This is a genomic window from Streptomyces sp. NPDC002574, from assembly GCF_042889545.1.
Classification (GTDB): Bacteria; Actinomycetota; Actinomycetes; order Streptomycetales; family Streptomycetaceae; genus Actinacidiphila.
In genome coordinates, this window is sequence record NZ_JBIARB010000026.1 from 46,058 (window position 1) to 63,448 (window position 17,391).

Below are 17,391 nucleotides of genomic sequence, written 5' to 3' on the forward strand. Positions count from 1 at the left end.
GGTGTCTACCCGGCGCGGCCCACCGGGGCGCCGGGCACCTCGCCGGCGGCCTCGCTCTCGGCAGTGACCAGGAACGATTCCGCCTGCCGCACGGCCCCGTGGCTCGGCAGCGCCTTGAAGACCCAGCTCCGGTAGGACCAGAAACGGAAGAGGGTGGCGACCCCGATGCCGAGGAACTTGAAGACGTTGCTCTGCAGCGGGCTGTCCCAGTCGAAGCCGTACGTCGCCATGTAGAGCAGGCCGTTCTCGATCACCAGGCCGATCGCGCTGAAGAGCAGGAAGAGCCCCAGCTCGCGGGTGCGGCCGCCCTTGTCCCGGTCGCGGTAGGTGAAGTAGCGGAAGCCGACGTAGTTGAAGACGATGGCCACGACGGTCGCGATGACGCTGGCGCGCACCACCTGGAGGTCCGTGAGGTGCCGGACGAGGTTGAAGACGCCGATGTTGACCAGCACGCCTGCGGCACCGACGGCGCCGAACTTCGCGACCTCCCGCGCTATCCCGCGCAGGCGGTCGGTGAGCACCGCCGGCCGGGCGCTGTGCCCCGTCACTTCGCCCATGTGATCGCCCGGGTCCCGTCTGTCTTCGGTCAGAGGCCTTCATGCTAGCCGGGGGGCCGCCGGGACAGGGGTCGGGGCGTCATTCGTACCCAGATATCCTGGTGACTGTGACATTCCCGGTAGTCGGCATGATCGGTGGCGGCCAGCTCGCCCGTATGACGCACGAGGCGGGCATCCCGCTCGGCATCAGATTCAAGCTCCTCAGTGACACGCCTGTGGACTCCGCGGCCCTGGTGGCGGGGGAGGTCGTGGTGGGCGACTACCGCGACCTCGAGACGCTGCGCGCGTTCGCGGCCGGCTGCGACGTGATCACCTTCGACCACGAGCACGTGCCCACCGAGCACCTGCGGGCCCTGGAGGCCGACGGCATCGCCGTCCGCCCGGGGCCGGACGCCCTGGTGCACGCCCAGGACAAGGGCGTCATGCGGGCGAGGCTGGACTCGATCGGCGTGCCCTGCCCGCGGCACCGCATCGTGGCCGACCCGGCCGATGTGACGCGCTTCGCGGCGGAGGGCGCCGGTTACCCGGTGGTCCTCAAGACCGTGCGCGGCGGCTACGACGGCAAGGGCGTGTGGGTGGTCCGCGACGAGGCGGGCGCCGCCGAGCCGTTCCGGGCCGGCGTCCCGGTGCTCGCGGAGGAGAAGGTCGACTTCGCGCGGGAGCTGGCGGCCAACGTCGTACGGTCCCCGCACGGGCAGGCCGTCGCCTATCCGGTGGTCGAGTCGATCCAGGTCGACGGGGTGTGCGACACCGTGATCGCGCCCGCTCCCGATCTGCCCGAGGCGCTGTCGGCGCAGGCCCAGCAGCTGGCGCTGACCATCGCCAAGGAGCTGGGCGTCGTCGGCCACCTGGCCGTGGAGCTGTTCGAGACCCGGGACGGCCGGATCCTCGTCAACGAGCTGGCCATGCGCCCGCACAACAGCGGCCACTGGACCCAGGACGGCGCCGTGACCTCGCAGTTCGCCAACCACCTGCGGGCGGTGCTGGACCTGCCGCTCGGCGACCCGCGCCCGCGCCAGCCGTGGACGGTGATGGCGAACGTCCTCGGCGGCGACTACCCCGACATGTACCAGGGCTATCTGCACTGCATGGCCCGGGACCCGCAGCTGAAGATCCACATGTACGGCAAGGACGTGAAGCCCGGCCGCAAGGTCGGCCACGTCACCACCTACGGCGCCGACCTGGCCGACGTGCGCGAGCGCGCCCGGCACGCCGCCGACTACCTGCGAGGGACGATCACCGAATGAGCAGCCCCCTGATCGGCATCGTGATGGGCTCCGACTCCGACTGGCCGGTCATGGAGGCCGCCGCCCAGGCGCTGGACGAGTTCGAGGTCCGGTACGAGGTCGACGTCGTCTCCGCGCACCGCATGCCGCGCGAGATGGTCGCGTACGGCGAGCAGGCCGCCGGGCGCGGCCTCAAGGCGATCATCGCCGGCGCCGGGGGCGCCGCGCACCTGCCGGGCATGCTCGCCTCGGTGACGCCGCTGCCGGTGATCGGTGTGCCGGTGCCGCTGAAGTACCTCGACGGCATGGACTCGCTGCTGTCCATCGTGCAGATGCCGGCGGGCGTCCCGGTGGCCACGGTCTCGGTGGCCGGCGCGCGCAACGCGGGCCTGCTGGCGGTGCGGATGCTCGCCGCGCACGACGGCGAACTGCTGGAGCGGATGCGGCACTTCCAGGAGGAGCTGAACCAGCAGGCGACCGAGAAGGGCAAGCGTCTGCGTGCCAAGGTGGAGGGGCAGGCCGGCTTCGGTTTCGGAGGTAAGTAGTCATATGGGCCACATGGGCACCGAGGACGAACTGCTCGCGCGGGCGCGGGAACTGCTCACCGCCCATCCGGTCGTGGACGGGCACAACGACCTGCCCTGGCGCCTGCGCGAGCAGGTGCGCTACGACCTCGACCGGCGGGACATCGCCGCCGACCAGTCGGCGCACCTGCACACCGACATCCCCCGGCTGCGGGCCGGGCGGGTCGGCGCCCAGTTCTGGTCCGTGTACGTGCGCAGCAGCCTCACCGGCGGGGACGCGGTCGCCGCCGTGCTGGAACAGGTCGACTGCGTACGGCGCCTGATCGAGCGCCACCCCGGCGACCTGCGGGCCGCGTTCACCGCCGAGGACATGGAGTCCGCCCGCGCCGAAGGCCGCATCGCCTCGCTGATGGGCGCCGAGGGCGGGCACTCCATCGCCAACTCCCTCGGGGTACTGCGGACGTTGTACGCGCTGGGCGTGCGCTACATGACGCTGACCCACAACGACACCATCGACTGGGCGGACTCGGCCACCGACGAGCCCCGCCACGGCGGTCTGACCCGCTTCGGCGAGGAGGTCGTCCGCGAGATGAACCGGCTGGGCATGCTCGTCGACCTCTCGCACGTCTCGCCCGACACCATGCGCGCGGCCCTGCGGGTGTCCGATGCCCCGGTGCTGTTCTCGCACTCCTCCGCGCGGGCGGTCTGCGACCACGTGCGCAACGTCCCCGACGACGTCCTGGAGCGCCTGCCGGGCAACGGCGGGGTCGCCATGGCGACCTTCGTGCCCCAGTTCATCCTGCCCGCCGCGGCCGAGTGGATCGTCGGCGCCAAGGCCGAGATGAGGGCGCACGGCCTGCATCCGCTGGACCAGACGCCCGGGGCGCTGGCGGTCCAGCGGGCGTACGAGGACGCCCACCCCCGGCCGGTCGCGACCATCGGCACCGTCGCCGACCACCTGGACCACATGCGCGAGGCCGCCGGCGTCGACCACATCGGCCTCGGCGGCGACTACGACGGCGTCTCCTTCCTCCCCGAGGGCCTCGGGGACGTGTCCGGCTACCCCCGGCTCGCCGCCGAACTGCTGCGCCGCGGCTGGTCGGACGAGGACCTGGCGAAGCTCACGTGGCGCAACGCGGTACGCGTCCTGCGGGACGCGGAGTCGGTGGCGGCGGACCTGCGGGGCAAGCGGTGGCCTTCCAACGCCTCGATCGACGAGCTGGACGCGGCCGCCGGCTGATCACCGGCGGTACCTCGGCGCCACGGCTCATCGAAGCGGGCGCGACATCGCGCCCGTGGGAGAAGAAGAGAACGGCCGGAGCCGGGTCAAGCGGGAGCGGCGACCTCGGCCCAGACCGTCTTGCCCGGCTGCCCGTCCGTGTTGCGCAGCACGCCCCAGTCCAGGCAGAGCCGCTGCACGATGAACATGCCGTGCCCGCCCGGCCGCCCCGCGCGGTGCGGGGTCCGCGGCGCGGGATCGCCCACGCCGCCGTCGGCGACCTCCATACGGAGCGACTTGGGCTGCCACTGCAGCCGCAGCTCCTCGGGGCCGCCCGCGTGCAGGCAGGCGTTCGTCACCAGCTCGGAGACGACCAGCAGGACGTCCTCGGCCGCGGCTCTGCGATCCGCGGAGTCGGCCGGGAGCCAGCCCCAGTCGTGCAGGGCCTGCCGGGTGAAGTCACGTGCCAAGGGCACGACGCCCGGCATCCCCGACAAATGGAGTCTGCGCACCTGGGCCTCCCCCGGTCGGGTGGGCAGCGCGTCCGCGCCACCCGGGTCGCGGTCGTCCGCCGCAGGGGGCCGCGTGGTGCTCATCAGCGCCTCCACTCACCGATGTCCGCCAGTGTCAGAAGTGATCCCCAGGAAGTCTCCTGCCCGGCCCTCCCGTGGGAACACATCCGGATTGCCGGGCGAACAGGGCGTACCGTCGCGGCCCCGTGCGGGACCGGCCGGACGATCACTCCTTGAGCGCGTCGTCCAACGTGGCATGCACGGTGAACACGGCCTCGGCACCGGTGATCGAGAAGACCTTGGCCACGGCTGGCCGCATCCCCGCCAGGTGCACGGAGCCGCCGGCCGCCTCGGCCTTCAGACGCGCTCCGAGCAGGACGTTCAGTCCCGTGGAGTCGCAGAACTCCAGGCCGGTGCAGTCCACGACGAGCGTGCTGTAGCCGTCCTCGACGAGCTGGTCCAGCGGCTCGCGCAGCAGGTCGGCCGTGTGGTGATCGAGCTCACCCACCGGCGCGACGACCGCGCTCGTGCCCGACCGGCTCACAGCGACACGCAGCCGGTCACGGCCGGTCGTACCGACCATCTCGCGGTCCATGCGCACTCCTCCCGGATGAATAGGCCAAGCGCATCTCGCACCCTACGCGCTTTCCTGACCTGGGTGGTAGTCACTCCGGGAGACAGCCGGCCCCGCGCAGAACCGAACGATCCAGGTTGCAATAACCGCGCCAAACGGGGTAGGCGTGGAGTGTGGGCTGAATTCCTGGTTCCGCATGCCCCCGTCACCGCACCGAGGGAGGAGAGCATGGCATCCCGGCTCGACGCGCGCGACGCGTCGGCGACAACGGAGACCGCCGTTCACAAGGAGTACGGGACCCCGGAGGGCCTGGAGGACCTGCCGGAGATCCCGCCTTACGACGAGGTAGGTCCGGTGGACGCACGGGCCCTGTCCAAGACGCTCTTCCAGCGGCTGGAGACGCTGGAGGAGGGCACGCACGAGTACAGCTACGTGCGCAACACCCTGGTCGAGCTCAATCTCGCCCTGGTGAAGTTCGCGGCGTCCCGGTTCCGCTCCCGCAGCGAGCCGGTCGAGGACATCGTCCAGGTCGGCACCATCGGGCTGATCAAGGCCATCGACCGCTTCGAGATGAGCCGCGGCGTCGAGTTCCCGACCTTCGCGATGCCGACGATCATCGGCGAGATCAAACGTTTCTTCCGCGACACCTCCTGGTCCGTGCGCGTCCCGCGCCGACTCCAGGAACTGCGCCTGGACCTGGCCAAGGCCGGTGACGAGCTGGCCCAGAAGCTGGACCGGGCGCCGACCGTCGCGGAACTCGCCGAGCGGCTGCAGATCAGCGAGGCCGAGGTCGTCGAGGGCATGAGCGCCAGCAACGCGTACACCGCGAGCTCGCTGGACGCCCAGCCCGAGGAGGACGACTCCGAGGGCGCGCTCGCCGACCGCATCGGCTACGAGGATCACGGTCTGGAGGGGATCGAGTACGTGGAGTCCCTCAAGCCGCTGATCGCGGAGCTTCCGGCGCGCGACCGGCAGATTCTCTCGCTGCGCTTCGTGGCCAACATGACGCAGTCCGAGATCGGCCAGGAGCTGGGCATCTCGCAGATGCACGTCTCCCGACTGCTCACCCGCACGCTCGGGCGCCTTCGGCGCGGGCTGCTCGTGGAGGAGTGACCCGCCTCCTCCAGCGCTCTCCCCTTCGGGACGGCCCCCGCGCCCCTCACCAGGCGCGGGGGCCGTCCTTGCGCCGCGCTGCGCTTGCTGTGCGGGGAGGTTTTTTCCCCGCCCGCCCGCCCGTGTGCCCCGTGAAGTCAGTGACCCCGGCGCCCGTGTGGGGTGGGCCGGGTTCGGGGCCTCCGGGGCTGCACGTCCTGGACTGGCATATTTACGCGCCTTTCCAGCACCTGCTCATCCCGTCCCGACCCGGACAGTGCGCACAAATATGCCGCACCGTCCAGAACATCCACCCCTCCACCCCCGCCCCCTCCGTTGTTTGTGGCGCCTGATCCCCGGTGGGGGTTGTTGGCGGTGACGGCTGGGCACCTGGACAGCGCCGCGCCAACGAATGGCCCGAGCACGGTGCCGTCTCTACCCCCCTCCGGGGATCAGGCGCATGACGAGACCGAGGGGGCGGGGGAGTTGGGGGCACCCCCGGCCGGAGGCTGGGGGAGGGTGGGCGTTCTGGACTGTGGAGCATATTTGGGTGCATGACCCGGGGTGATCAAGGGACAGTGCCCGAAGCACCTAAATGTGCTGTCCAGAATGGCCGGCCCCGGAGGCCCCGAACCCGGCACCCCACGAAACGCGCGTCGGGGCGCCAGACCGCGCCGGGCTGGGGGCACCCCCGGCCGAAGGTTGGGGGAGGGAGGGCGGGCGGGGAAAAACCTGGCGGCGCGCGACAGCGCTACGCCGTCGGGACGCGCACCCCACGCCGCCAGACCGCGGAGACGAGCGGCACGCCCGGCCGGTACGCGAGATGCACATGCGAAGGCGCGTCCAGCAGCACCAGGTCCGCCCGCGCCCCCGGCGCGAGATGCCCGACGTCCTCCCGGCGGAGCGCCCGCGCCCCGCCCCACGTGGCCGCCCGCACCGCCTCGTCCGGGGTCATGCGCATGTCGCGCACGGCCACGGCCACGCAGAAGGGCATCGAGCTGGTGAAGGAGGAGCCGGGGTTGCAGTCCGTGGACAGCGCGACCGTGACGCCCGCGTCGATCAGCCGGCGGGCGTCGGGGTAGACCGCGCGGGTGGAGAACTCGGCGCCGGGCAGCAGGGTGGCCACCGTGCGTCCGCTCGCGCTCGCGAGGGCGTCGACGTCGGCATCGGTGAGGTGCGTGCAGTGGTCGGCCGAGGCCGCGTCCAGTTCCACGGCGAGCCGCACCCCGGGGCCGTGGCCCAGCTGGTTGGCGTGGACGCGCGGGACCAGGCCGCGGGCGGCGCCCGCGGTCAGGATCGCGCGGGCCTGGTCGCCGTCGAAGGCACCGCGCTCGCAGAAGACGTCGACCCAACGGGCGTACGGGGCGCAGGCGTCGAGCATCGGGCCGGTGACGAGGTCGACGTAGCCCGCCGGGTCGTCGGCGTACTCGGGGGCGACGATGTGCGCGCCCAGGTACGTGACCTCGTCGGCGTGGTCGCCGGCGATGCGCAGCGCGCGGGCCTCGTCGTGCGGGGTGAGGCCGTAGCCGGACTTGGTCTCGATGGTCGTGGTGCCCTGGCGCAGCGCCTCGGCGACGTAGCGGGCGACGTTGGCGTGCAGCTCCTCGTCGCTCGCGGCCCGGGTGGCGGCGACGGTGGTGCGGATGCCGCCCGCGGTGTACGCCTGGCCGGACATGCGGGCGTTGAACTCGCGGGTGCGGTCGCCGGCGAAGACCAGGTGGGAGTGGGAGTCGACGAAGCCGGGGATGACCGCCCGGCCGGCCGCGTCGTACGCCTCGTCGGCGGCCGGCGCCTGCGCGCTGGGGCCGACCCAGGCGATGTGCTCGCCGTCGATGACCACGGCGGCGTCCTCCAGCAGTCCGAGCGGCCCCTCGCCGAGCGCCGGGTCGTTGGTGACCAGGCTGCCGATGCCGGTGATGACGCTGCTGCTCATGAGGGGTTTCCTTCAGTGGCGGAGTCGGCGGAGAGGTCCGCGATAGCGGCGGCGAGCGCGCCGCCGACGTCGCGCACGAACTGGTGGGCCCCGTCGCGGACGATGTGCCGGCCGCCGACCACGGTGTGCCGGACGTCGGCGTTGGTGGCGGCGAAGACCGCCGTCTCCACGCCCAGCCCGGGCGGCGGCCCCGCGGTGCGGGCGGAGTCCAGGGCGACGGTGGTGAAGTCGGCGAGCGCGCCCGGCTCCAGCCGGCCGCCGTCCGCCCAGCCGAGCGAGGCGTGGCCGTCGGCGGTGGCCGCGCGGAGCAGTCCGGCGGCCGTCCAGTGGCCGCGGGCGCGGGTGCGCAGGCGCTCATCGAGCTCCATCGCGCGCGCCTCCTCGAACAGGTCGATCACCGCGTGGCTGTCGCTGCCGAGGCTGAGCGGGCTGCCGGCCTCCTGCAACGCCCTGGCGGGGCCGATGCCGTCGGCGAGGTCGCGTTCGGTGGTGGGGCACATGCAGATCGTCGTGCCGGAGCCGCCGAGCAACGCGATGTCCTCGGCGGTGAGATGCGTGGCGTGCACGGCCGAGGTGCGCGGGCCGAGCACGCCGTGGTCGGCGAGCAGCCGGGTGGGGGTGACGCCGTGCGCGGCCTGGCACGCCTCGTTCTCGGCGGGCTGCTCCGACAGGTGCACGTGCAGCGGGGCCTCCCGGTCCTGGGTCCAGCGCACGACCGTGCCCAACTCGGCCGCGGGGACCGCCCGCACCGAGTGCACGGCGGCGCCGATCCGGACGTGCGGGCCGTCGCTCAGGGCGGACGCGCGCTCGGCCCAGGACTCCGCGTCGCCGTCGCTGAAGCGCAGTTGGTGCGGCTCGGGGGCGGCGCCGAAGCCGGAGGACAGGTAGACGGTGTCCAGGAGCGTGATGCGGATGCCGGCCTCGTGGGCGGCGGCGATCAGCGCCTCCCCCATCGCGTTGGGGTCGGCGTAGGGCGCGCCCCCGGGCCGGTGGTGCACGTAGTGGAACTCGCCGACGCAGGTGATGCCGGCCAGCGCCATCTCCGCGTACGCGGCCTTGGCGAGGGCGAAGTAGTTCTCGGGTGTGAGCCGCCCGGCGACCGCGTACATCACCTCGCGCCAGGTCCAGAACGTGCCGGCGCCCGCCTGCACGGTGCCGCGCAGCGCCCGGTGGAAGGCGTGGCTGTGCGCGTTGGCCAGGCCCGGCAGGGTCAGCCCGCGCAGCGTGATCGCGCCCACCGGCGCCGCCGGGACGCCGGTGCGCACCGCGCCGATCCGGCCGTCGGCGGTGGTCTCCACGACCACGCCCGCGGCGACCCGGCCGCCGGTCCAGGCGTGCTCGGCCCAGTAGCTCTGCGGGGTCAGTGACACGCCAGGCCCTCCAGTACGTCGGCGAGTGCGGTCACCCCGGCCAGGCAGTCGTCCTCGGTCGCGCTCTCCGCCGGGGAGTGCGAGACCCCGGTGGGGTTCCGTACGAACAGCATGGCGGTCGGGACCGCCTCGGAGAGGATGCCGGCGTCGTGTCCCGCGCCGGTCGGCAGCACGGGGACCTCGCCGAGCAGCTTGGCGAGCTCGTCGCGCAGGTCGTGGGCGAACTCCACGACCGGGGTGAACGACTCGCGGGTCACGCTGACCGCGACGCCGTCGCGCTCGCCGCGTTCTACCGCCGCGTGCTCGATCTCCGCGACGAGTTCGGCGAGGGTCGCCTCGTCGGCCGCGCGGGAGTCCAGCCAGCCGCGGACCAGGGAGGCGATGGCGTTGACGCCGTTCGGCTCGACCCCGACCTTGCCGAAGGTGGCCAGCGCGCCGGCGAGCCGGGCCCTCTTGCGGGCCGCGAGCACGGTGTCGGCGTACGTCAGCATCGGGTCGTGGCGGTCGTCCAGGCGGGTGGTGCCCGCGTGGTTGGCCTCCCCGTGGAAGTCGAACCGCCAGCGGCCGTGCGGCCAGATCGCGGAGGCGACGCCCACCGCGTGCGGGGTGTCGGCGAGCGCCCGGCCCTGCTCGACGTGGAGTTCGACGAACGCGCCGATCCGGGCGAGGCGTTCGGGGTCGGGGCCGATCGCCTGCGGGTCGTACCCGGCGCGTTCCATGGCCTGCGCGAGGGTGACGCCGTCGCCGTCACGCAGTTCCCGGGCCTTCTCCGCGGTGAGCTGCCCGGCGGTGAGCCGCGAGCCGACGCACGCCAGCCCGAAGCGGGCGCCCTCCTCGTCGCCGAAGTTGACGATCGCCAGCGGCTTCGCCGGGCGGGCGCCTCGGGCGCGCAGCTCGTCCAGCGCCGCCAGGGACGACACCACGCCGAGCGGTCCGTCGAAGGCGCCGCCGTCCGGGACCGAGTCCAGGTGCGAGCCGGTGACGACGGCGTCCCCCGCGGCGGGGTCGCCGAGCCACGCCCACTGGTTGCCGTTGCGGTCCACCTCGTACGCCAGGCCGCGGCTCTCCGCCTGCGTCCGGAACCAGGCGCGGCAGTCGGTGTCCGCGCCGGTCCAGGCGTAACGGCGGTAGCCGCCGGAGCCGGAGTTGCGGCCGATCGGCCGCAACTCCGTCCACATCTCGTGGAACGAGGCGGTCACGCCTCCCCGCCTTCCGCGCCCTCGCGCATCGGGACGCGAACGCCGCGCTCGGCCGCGACCTCCTCGGCACGGTCGTAGCCGGCGTCCACGTGCCGGATGACGCCCATGCCGGGGTCGTTGGTGAGCACGCGGCGGATCTTCTCGCCCGCGAGCTTGGTGCCGTCGGCGACGGTGACCTGGCCGGCGTGGATGGAGCGGCCGATGCCGACGCCGCCGCCGTGGTGGATGGAGACCCAGGACGCGCCGGAGGCCACGTTGACCATGGCGTTGAGCAGCGGCCAGTCGGCGATGGCGTCGGAGCCGTCGAGCATGGCCTCGGTCTCGCGGTACGGGGAGGCGACGGAGCCCGCGTCGAGGTGGTCGCGGCCGATGACCACCGGGGCGGCCAGGGTGCCGTCGGCGACCATCTCGTTGAAGCGCTCGCCGGCCTTGTCGCGCTCGCCGTAGCCGAGCCAGCAGATGCGGGCGGGCAGACCCTGGAAGTGGACGCGCTCACCGGCCATCTTGATCCAGCGGGCCAGCGACTCGTTCTCCGGGAAGAGCTCCAGGATCGCCTTGTCGGTCTTGGCGATGTCGGCCGGGTCACCGGACAGCGCGGCCCAGCGGAAGGGGCCCTTGCCCTCGCAGAACAGCGGGCGGATGTAGGCGGGGACGAAGCCGGGGAAGGCGAACGCGCGCTCGTAGCCCGCGAGTTGGGCCTCACCGCGGATGGAGTTGCCGTAGTCGAAGACCTCGGCGCCGGCGTCCTGGAAGCCGACCATCGCCTCGACGTGCCTGGCCATCGCCTCGCGGGCCCGCTGGGTGAACTCGGCGGGCTTCTCGGCGGCGTAGGAGGCCATGTCCTCGAACTCGACGCCGATCGGCAGGTAGGCCAGTGGGTCGTGCGCGGAGGTCTGGTCGGTGACGATGTCGATGGGGGCGTCCATAGCCAGGAGCTGCGGCACGAGCTCGGCGGCGTTGCCGAGGACGCCGATGCTGAGCGCCTTGCGCCGGTCGCGGGCCTCGGTGGCCAGGGCGAGGGCGTGGTCCAGGGAGTCGGCGCGCACGTCCAGGTAGCGGTGCTCGATGCGGCGCTCGATGGCGCGCGGGTCGACGTCGATGCAGATGACGACGCCGCCGTTCATGGTGACGGCGAGCGGCTGGGCGCCGCCCATGCCGCCCAGGCCGGCGGTGAGCGTGATGGTGCCCGCGAGGCTGCCGCCGAACTTCTTCTCCGCGACGGCGGCGAAGGTCTCGTACGTGCCCTGCAGGATGCCCTGGGTGCCGATGTAGATCCACGAACCGGCCGTCATCTGACCGTACATGGTCAGGCCCAGCGCCTCCAGGCGGCGGAACTCCTCCCAGGTGGCCCAGTCGCCGACGAGGTTGGAGTTGGCGATGAGCACCCGCGGCGCCCACTCGTGGGTCTGCATCACGCCGACCGGGCGGCCGGACTGGACGAGCATCGTCTCGTCCTGCTTCAGCCCCTCCAGCGTGCGGACCATCGCGTCGAAGGAGCGCCAGTCGCGGGCGGCCTTGCCGGTGCCGCCGTACACGACGAGCTTCTCGGGGTGCTCGGCGACCTCGGGGTCGAGGTTGTTCTGCAGCATGCGCAGCGCGGCTTCCTGCTGCCAGCCCTGTGCGGTGAGCGCGTTTCCGCGCGGTGCGCGCACGGTCCTCGGTCCGCTGCCGGTTGCGGTCATGCCCCTGCCTCCTCGCGACTGGATTGAATCATTCACATCCTTGCCTGGTGAATAGCCCCAGTCAACCGGGTCTGTTCCCCTGAGGGAATTGTCCGCCCGCGTCACCATGGAGGCATGAGCCAACGGGGGAACGCCCTGCGCGCCGCCGTCGAACAGGGACTGGTCGGACCGGAGCAGCCGGTGGCCGGCCTCCTGGACCTCGACGGGATCCGCGCCTCCGCCGCGGCCCTGCGGGACGGCTTCGCGACGCCCGGCGTCGAGGTCACGCACACCTTCGCCGTCAAGGCCGCCTCGCTCGTACCGGTGCTGCGACTGCTCGCGGAGGAGGGCATCGGGGCCGAGGTCGCCAGTCCCGGGGAACTCGCGCTGGCACGGGCCGCGGGCGTGCCGCCGGACCGCGTCGTGCTGGACTCCCCCGCCAAGACGCCCGCCGAACTCGCCGAGGCCCTCGCCCTCGGCGTCGCCGTCAACGCCGACAACTTCCAGGAACTCGCCCGGCTGGACCGGCTCGTGCGCCCCGGGGCCGCCGCGCCCCTCGGGCTCCGCGTCAACCCCCAGGTCGGCGGCGGCAGCATCGGCGCGATGAGCACCGCCACCGCCACCTCGAAATTCGGCGTCGCCCTGCGCGACGAGGGAGCCGCCGACCGGGTCGTCCGGGCCTTCCTCGACCGCCCCTGGCTCACCCGCCTCCACACGCACACCGGCTCCCAGGGCGTCCCCCTGGACCTCATGGCGGCCGGCGTCCGCGCCACGTACGAACTCGCCGAGCGGATCAACCACGAGGCCGGCCGGCAGCAGGTCCGCGTCGTCGACATCGGTGGCGGCCTGCCGGTCGACTTCACCTCCGACGACGAGCGCCCCTCCTTCGCCGAGTACGCGGCGGTGCTGCGGGCCGCCGTTCCCGGACTCTTCGACGGGCGCTACGGGCTGGTCACCGAGTTCGGCCGCTCACTGCTGGCCCGACACGGCACGGTCCTCGCGCGGGTGGAGTACGCCAAGTCCGCGGGCGGCCGGGCCATCGCGGTCACCCACGCCGGCGTGCAGGTCGCCACCCGTACCGTCTTCGCCCCCGGGGCCTGGCCGCTGCGTGTGCTGGCGCTCGACGGCAAGGGCCGCCCGAAGCAGGGCGACCCCGTCCTCCAGGACATCGCCGGCCCCTGCTGCTTCGCGGGCGACCTCGTCGCCTCTGCCCGCGCCCTCCCCCTGCTGGAGGAGGGCGACCACATCGCCCTCCTCGACACCGGCGCGTACTACTTCTCCACCCACTTCGCCTACAACTCCCTGCTCCGCCCCGCCGTCCACGGCCACACCGGCGACCCCCCGCACTTCCGCACCCTCCGCCGCGCCCAGACCCTCGCGGAACTCGTCACCGAGTCCGGCGGCTGACGACGCGCTGCGCGCCGCCCGACCGGTTCCGCGCCGCGCGACGCCCTGCCCCGCGCGTGCCCCGAGGGCTTTCCCGGGCCACGAACGCCCCGGGCGCCGGGGCCGCGCAGCCCTGCGGGCCGTGCCGCCTGCCGTGCACTGCCATCCGGGACCGCTACGCGGCACCGCGCACCGACGACTCCCGCCGACCTCTGCCGATTCACCCGGACCGGGCCCGGTGACGGCGGCCGCACGCCGCACGGCAGATTCCGCAGGGCTGCACGGGGTCGGACGGGACGACCAGCGCCCCCTTCTCACGCGGAACGGGCCGAATGATCGCTGCCCCGCGCTTTGCGGTGACGACCTTGCCGGGGTAGCGCTGGGGTAGCGATGCTGGGCCGGTGCCAGGCCAGCGGAAGAGGAAACGAAAACAACAGGACGCGATACGGCGGGCTGCCGCGCGCACTGCTCCGGGCGCGGGCCATGGGGAAGTGGTCTTCGAGACCCAAGATGAGTCGCAATGGCATGGCCACCTCCGTGCCCTGCGGGCCGCAGAGGAGCGGATCGACAGCGATGCGCTGATCCGGATCAACAGGTTCTGCGGGGGCCGGGCGCATCCGACCACCTACCGGATGAGTCTGTTCGTGCCGGACCCCGCGTGTGACCCTGGCTCCGCGAGCCGGCCCGCTGATCATGTGCCAGACAGACCCTGATCCCCTGGCCCTACCGTCCAGCACCCCACGACCCGCCACGGCACCCCGGCCCTCGGCACGCAGCCGGCCTGCCCGGATCGTTCCACGGCCGGGCAGACCGAACCGGGCCGCGCGCGGGCTCACGCCCCGCCGGAGCTCCCGGTCGTCCCGGGCACCGCACCGCACCGCACCGGCGCGAACACCTCGGCCGCGCCCAGAACGCTCTCGGAGACGGGGGCAGAACGGCCGCACGGCACGTAGGTCCCCGCCGAGCGGCCGTCCGGGCCGGGGCCGGCGGGTGAGCCCGCGCGAGGGGACCGGGACGCACCCGTACCGCGGCGCAGCCGCGTCAGCGGGCGGCAGCGGCCGGGAGGCGGCGGCGCGTGCCGCCGGGGCCGGCGTCGCCGGCGACGGGGCCGGTGGCCTCGTACGAGGGGACGGACGGCGCGGCCGGGCCGCGGCCCGCGTGCTCGGGGCGGACCCAGAGCAGTTCGTCGTGCGCACGCTCCCAGCGCCCTATGCCCACCGCCTTGGCCCACAGCCCCGCGCCGAGGCCCGCGAGCAGCATTCCGGCGGCCGCCGGTACGGCGACGCTGGAGGCGAGGGCGACGGCGAAGGCGCCCAGCAGCCACCAGCGGCGCGAGCGTGCCCAGCCGCGGGCCGTGACGCGGCGGTCCTGGAGGTACACGGACCGGGGGGCACGCCCCGCCTGCCCGGCCAGGGCGACGTACCGCCGGCGCCGGACGAGGAAGGCGGCGAAGGCGGCCACCACGAACAGGGCGGCGCCGCCGAGGACGCCGATGCGCCGACCGGTCAGCCCGGGGACGAAGACCCCGATCCCCGCCGCGACGACTCCCAGCCACCACAGCCAGCGTGCCGCCGCCCGCACCAGAACCGCGACCCTTGCCAGCACATATGTTCCGCGTACCACGTCCTGCCCCTCCTTCGCGCTCCGCCGGATGTCGAGGAGGGAGGTTACTCGGCGAACATCAGAATTCCGTGAGGAGAACTCACTCCACGAAAAGGCCCGCGGCCGCCGCCTTCGCGTCGAACTCCTCCAGCCGGGCCTGGGCGTCGGGCAGCCCGTCGCACATGGCCTCCAGCAGCACCCGTCCCAGCAGCATGGGCGCGCACGCGGTGTCGAAGGCGAGGCCGGTTCCCACCGCCGCCGGGAGCAGGATGTCGGAGTGCGCCGCGACCGGCGCGAACGCGCTGTCGGCCACGGTCACGACGGTGAGCCCCGCCCCGCGGGCGTACGCGAGCGCCTCGACGACCTCGCGCGGGTGCCGCGGCAGGGCGAAGCACAGCAGCGCGCTCGCCCCGGCCAGCACCGCCGCGTCGACGCGGTCGGCGAGCATGCTGCCGCCCTCGTCGAGCAGGCGCACGTCGGGGTGGACCTTGCCCGCGAAGTAGCCGAAGCCGCGCGCCTGGGCGGCGGCCGCGCGCAGGCCGAGCACGAGCAGCGGGCGCGACCCGGCCAGCAGCGCCCCGGCCCGGGCGACGGGGGCCGGGTCGGCGAGGAGCGCCGCGAGGTGCCGCAGGTTCTCGATCTCGGCCTGGACGGCCTCCTGGTACTCGTTGTACGCGTCGCCGGCCGGCCGCCCCTCGGGCACCGCGACGGGCACGACCTCCCGCAGGTGGCGGCGGAGCGCGGGGTAGCCGTCGAAGCCGAGGGCGACGGCGAAGCGGGTCACGGAGGGCTGGCTGACCCCGGCCAGTTCGGCGACCTCGACGCTGGACAGGAAGGGCGCGTCGGCGGCGCGCCGCACCAGGCAGTGGGCGATCCGGCGCTGGGTGGGCGTGAGGCGGTGGGCCTCGAACAGCTTCATCAGACGCGCCGACGCGGTGTCGTTGTCCGTCGGCATCTGGCCTCTCCCCGTCCGATTCCCGCTGTGCCCGCTGTGCCCGCTGTTCCGGCTCTTCCGCCGCTCCCGCTGTTCCTGCTCCTCCGGCAAGCCTGCCATGCCTGCCCGTCCGCGGACCTACGCCGGCGGCAGCAGCTTCTTCTGGGGCTTGCCCATGGCGTTGCGCGGCAGCTCGGCCAGGAAGCGCACCTTGCGGGGACGCTTGTGCACCGACAGGTGACCGGCGACGAAGTCGATCAGTTCCCGCTCGGTCACCCCCTCGGCGACGACGTACGCCACGATCTCCTGGCCGAGGTCCGCGTGCGGGGCGCCGACCACCGCCGCCTCCCGTACGGCGGGGTGGTCCAGCAGGGCGTTCTCGACCTCGCCGGCGCCGATCCGGTAGCCGCCTGACTTGATCAGGTCGGTGGAGGCCCGGCCGACGATCCGGTGCATGCCGTCCGGGTCGACCGCCGCGATGTCCCCGGTGCGGAACCAGCCGTCCTCGGTGTACGACGCGGCGGTGGCCTCGGGCCGCCCGAGGTAGCCGTCGAAGAGCGTCGGCCCGGTCAGCTGCAGCTCCCCGATCTCCTCGCCGGGCCCGGCCGCGATCCGGGTGCGGATGCCCGGCAGCGGCAGGCCGACGGAACCGGGACGCCGCTCGCCGGAGGCGCGGGTGCTCACGGTGATCAGGGTCTCCGTCATGCCGTAGCGCTCGACGGGCCGCTGCCCGGTCAGCGCCTCCAGGTCCCGGAAGACCGGCGCGGGCAGCGGCGCGCTGCCGGACACCAGCAGCCGGGCGCCGGCGAGCGCCTTGGCGGCCTCCGGGTCGGCGGCCACGCGGCCCCAGACGGTGGGCACGCCGAAGTACAGGCTGCCGCCCGCCTCCGCGTAGGCCCGCGGGGTCGGGCGCCCGGTGTGGACGAGGCGGCTGCCGGTGCGCAGGGCGCCCAGCACGCCGAGCACGAGCCCGTGCACATGGAACAGCGGCAGGCCGTGGACGAGGGTGTCCTGCGCGGTCCACTCCCACGCACCGGCGAGCGCGTCGAGGTCGGCGGCGATCGCGCGGCGCGGGACGAGGACGCCCTTGGGGGCGCCGGTCGTGCCGGAGGTGTAGAGCACGAGGGCGGTGGTGTCCTGGCCGGGCTCGGGGCCGTCGAAGGCGTGGGCCTCGGCGAGGTCGACCGGGGGCATCTCGACCGCCCCGGAGTCCTCGAGGATGTGCCCGCGTTCGGACGGGCCCGCGTCGGGCGGCACCGGCACCACCGGCACACCCGCGAGCAGCCCGCCGACGACCGCGACGACCGTCTCCAGCGTGGCGGTGGCGTGCACGGCCACCGCGGGTGCCCCGGCGATCCGTGCGGCCACGGCCCCGGCCGCGGCCAGCAGCCGTTCGCGGGAGGTGGCCGCCCCCGCGACGACGAGCGCGTCGGGGCGGTCGCCGTGGTCGTCGTACAGCGCGGTCAGCAGGGGCCTGGTTGCGGTCACGGCTCGACCCTACTGGGGAGGGGGTGCCTCTATGTCCTTCGGCAAGCCTGAGCTGGTCATGCGACGGTTGTTTAGGAGAGGCGCGGTTCGTAGAAGGTTCCGTCTCGGAGCATC

Annotated in this window: 15 protein-coding genes; 5 read left to right on the forward strand and 10 right to left on the reverse strand. The window is 73.6% G+C overall.

Features of this window, described 5'->3' with window-relative positions; genetic code table 11:
• Window positions 1–5: 5 nt before the first annotated feature.
• Window positions 6–557, reverse strand: a complete 552-nt coding sequence (locus ACFYXS_RS38730; protein ID WP_389256501.1) for a GtrA family protein — start codon at window positions 555–557, stop codon at window positions 6–8.
• A 107-nt stretch (window positions 558–664) separates the two neighbouring features.
• On the opposite strand from ACFYXS_RS38730, the gene ACFYXS_RS38735 reads away from it, so the two are divergent.
• Genes ACFYXS_RS38735 through ACFYXS_RS38745 form a run of 3 tightly spaced genes read left to right on the forward strand, consistent with a single transcriptional unit; the run spans window position 665 to window position 3,547 of the window.
• Window positions 665–1,804, forward strand: coding sequence for a 5-(carboxyamino)imidazole ribonucleotide synthase (locus ACFYXS_RS38735; protein WP_389256502.1), 1,140 nt, complete (start codon window positions 665–667; stop codon window positions 1,802–1,804).
• Window positions 1,801–2,328, forward strand: a complete 528-nt coding sequence (gene purE / locus ACFYXS_RS38740) for a 5-(carboxyamino)imidazole ribonucleotide mutase (RefSeq protein WP_389256503.1) — start codon at window positions 1,801–1,803, stop codon at window positions 2,326–2,328. Before ACFYXS_RS38735 ends, purE begins: the two co-directional genes overlap by 4 nt.
• Window positions 2,329–2,341: 13 nt before the next feature.
• Window positions 2,342–3,547 (forward strand): dipeptidase, encoded by a 1,206-nt coding sequence (locus ACFYXS_RS38745; RefSeq protein WP_389256504.1) that lies wholly within the window; start codon window positions 2,342–2,344, stop codon window positions 3,545–3,547.
• A gap of 86 nt (window positions 3,548–3,633) precedes the next feature.
• Here the strand turns inward: ACFYXS_RS38745 and ACFYXS_RS38750 are convergent, their stop codons facing one another.
• Window positions 3,634–4,122, reverse strand: a complete 489-nt coding sequence (locus ACFYXS_RS38750; RefSeq protein WP_389256505.1) for an ATP-binding protein — start codon at window positions 4,120–4,122, stop codon at window positions 3,634–3,636.
• Window positions 4,123–4,264: 142 nt separating this feature from the next.
• Window positions 4,265–4,633: an STAS domain-containing protein gene (locus ACFYXS_RS38755; RefSeq protein WP_389256506.1), complete on the reverse strand. Its 369-nt coding sequence runs from the start codon at window positions 4,631–4,633 to the stop codon at window positions 4,265–4,267.
• Between the two features lie 207 nt (window positions 4,634–4,840).
• On the opposite strand from ACFYXS_RS38755, the gene ACFYXS_RS38760 reads away from it, so the two are divergent.
• A complete protein-coding gene (locus ACFYXS_RS38760; RefSeq protein WP_389256507.1) occupies window positions 4,841–5,725 on the forward strand; it encodes an RNA polymerase sigma factor SigF in 885 nt (294 codons plus the stop codon).
• A gap of 730 nt (window positions 5,726–6,455) precedes the next feature.
• Here ACFYXS_RS38760 and hutI read toward each other — a convergent pair.
• The 4 genes from hutI to hutU are packed head-to-tail and all read right to left on the reverse strand — an operon-like array spanning window position 6,456 to window position 11,888.
• Window positions 6,456–7,637, reverse strand: a complete 1,182-nt coding sequence (hutI, locus tag ACFYXS_RS38765; protein ID WP_389256508.1) for an imidazolonepropionase — start codon at window positions 7,635–7,637, stop codon at window positions 6,456–6,458.
• A complete protein-coding gene (locus tag ACFYXS_RS38770) occupies window positions 7,634–9,001 on the reverse strand; it encodes a formimidoylglutamate deiminase (protein WP_389256516.1) in 1,368 nt (455 codons plus the stop codon). The genes hutI and ACFYXS_RS38770 overlap by 4 nt, the downstream gene beginning before the upstream one ends.
• Window positions 8,998–10,185 carry an allantoate amidohydrolase gene (locus tag ACFYXS_RS38775; protein WP_389256517.1) on the reverse strand — a complete coding sequence of 396 codons (1,188 nt, stop codon included), beginning with the start codon at window positions 10,183–10,185 and terminating at the stop codon, window positions 8,998–9,000. The genes ACFYXS_RS38770 and ACFYXS_RS38775 overlap by 4 nt, the downstream gene beginning before the upstream one ends.
• A gap of 17 nt (window positions 10,186–10,202) precedes the next feature.
• Window positions 10,203–11,888, reverse strand: coding sequence for a urocanate hydratase (gene hutU / locus ACFYXS_RS38780; RefSeq protein ID WP_389256509.1), 1,686 nt, complete (start codon window positions 11,886–11,888; stop codon window positions 10,203–10,205).
• A gap of 114 nt (window positions 11,889–12,002) precedes the next feature.
• Between hutU and ACFYXS_RS38785 the strand changes: the two genes are divergently transcribed.
• Window positions 12,003–13,274: a diaminopimelate decarboxylase gene (locus ACFYXS_RS38785; RefSeq protein ID WP_389256510.1), complete on the forward strand. Its 1,272-nt coding sequence runs from the start codon at window positions 12,003–12,005 to the stop codon at window positions 13,272–13,274.
• A 1,020-nt stretch (window positions 13,275–14,294) separates the two neighbouring features.
• On the opposite strand, the gene ACFYXS_RS38790 is transcribed toward ACFYXS_RS38785, so the two are convergent.
• From ACFYXS_RS38790 to ACFYXS_RS38800, 3 genes are all read right to left on the reverse strand, one after another.
• Window positions 14,295–14,876 (reverse strand): hypothetical protein, encoded by a 582-nt coding sequence (locus ACFYXS_RS38790; protein WP_389256511.1) that lies wholly within the window; start codon window positions 14,874–14,876, stop codon window positions 14,295–14,297.
• A 79-nt stretch (window positions 14,877–14,955) separates the two neighbouring features.
• Window positions 14,956–15,810: a MurR/RpiR family transcriptional regulator gene (locus ACFYXS_RS38795; RefSeq protein ID WP_389256512.1), complete on the reverse strand. Its 855-nt coding sequence runs from the start codon at window positions 15,808–15,810 to the stop codon at window positions 14,956–14,958.
• Between the two features lie 117 nt (window positions 15,811–15,927).
• A complete protein-coding gene (locus ACFYXS_RS38800) occupies window positions 15,928–17,277 on the reverse strand; it encodes an AMP-binding protein (RefSeq protein ID WP_389256513.1) in 1,350 nt (449 codons plus the stop codon).
• Window positions 17,278–17,391: the final 114 nt, after the last annotated feature.

Bases quoted from the DNA above. Each gene is read 5' to 3' on its own strand.
- ACFYXS_RS38730 (WP_389256501.1), bottom strand. From the start codon at position 557: ATGGGCGAAGTGACGGGGCACAGCGCCCGGCCGGCGGTGCTCACCGAC.
- purE (WP_389256503.1), top strand. From the start codon at position 1,801: ATGAGCAGCCCCCTGATCGGCATCGTGATGGGCTCCGACTCCGACTGG.
- ACFYXS_RS38745 (WP_389256504.1), top strand. From the start codon at position 2,342: ATGGGCACCGAGGACGAACTGCTCGCGCGGGCGCGGGAACTGCTCACC.
- ACFYXS_RS38750 (WP_389256505.1), bottom strand. From the start codon at position 4,122: ATGAGCACCACGCGGCCCCCTGCGGCGGACGACCGCGACCCGGGTGGC.
- ACFYXS_RS38755 (WP_389256506.1), bottom strand. From the start codon at position 4,633: ATGGACCGCGAGATGGTCGGTACGACCGGCCGTGACCGGCTGCGTGTC.
- ACFYXS_RS38760 (WP_389256507.1), top strand. From the start codon at position 4,841: ATGGCATCCCGGCTCGACGCGCGCGACGCGTCGGCGACAACGGAGACC.
- hutI (WP_389256508.1), bottom strand. From the start codon at position 7,637: ATGAGCAGCAGCGTCATCACCGGCATCGGCAGCCTGGTCACCAACGAC.
- ACFYXS_RS38775 (WP_389256517.1), bottom strand. From the start codon at position 10,185: ATGTGGACGGAGTTGCGGCCGATCGGCCGCAACTCCGGCTCCGGCGGC.
- hutU (WP_389256509.1), bottom strand. From the start codon at position 11,888: ATGACCGCAACCGGCAGCGGACCGAGGACCGTGCGCGCACCGCGCGGA.
- ACFYXS_RS38785 (WP_389256510.1), top strand. From the start codon at position 12,003: ATGAGCCAACGGGGGAACGCCCTGCGCGCCGCCGTCGAACAGGGACTG.
- ACFYXS_RS38795 (WP_389256512.1), bottom strand. From the start codon at position 15,810: ATGCCGACGGACAACGACACCGCGTCGGCGCGTCTGATGAAGCTGTTC.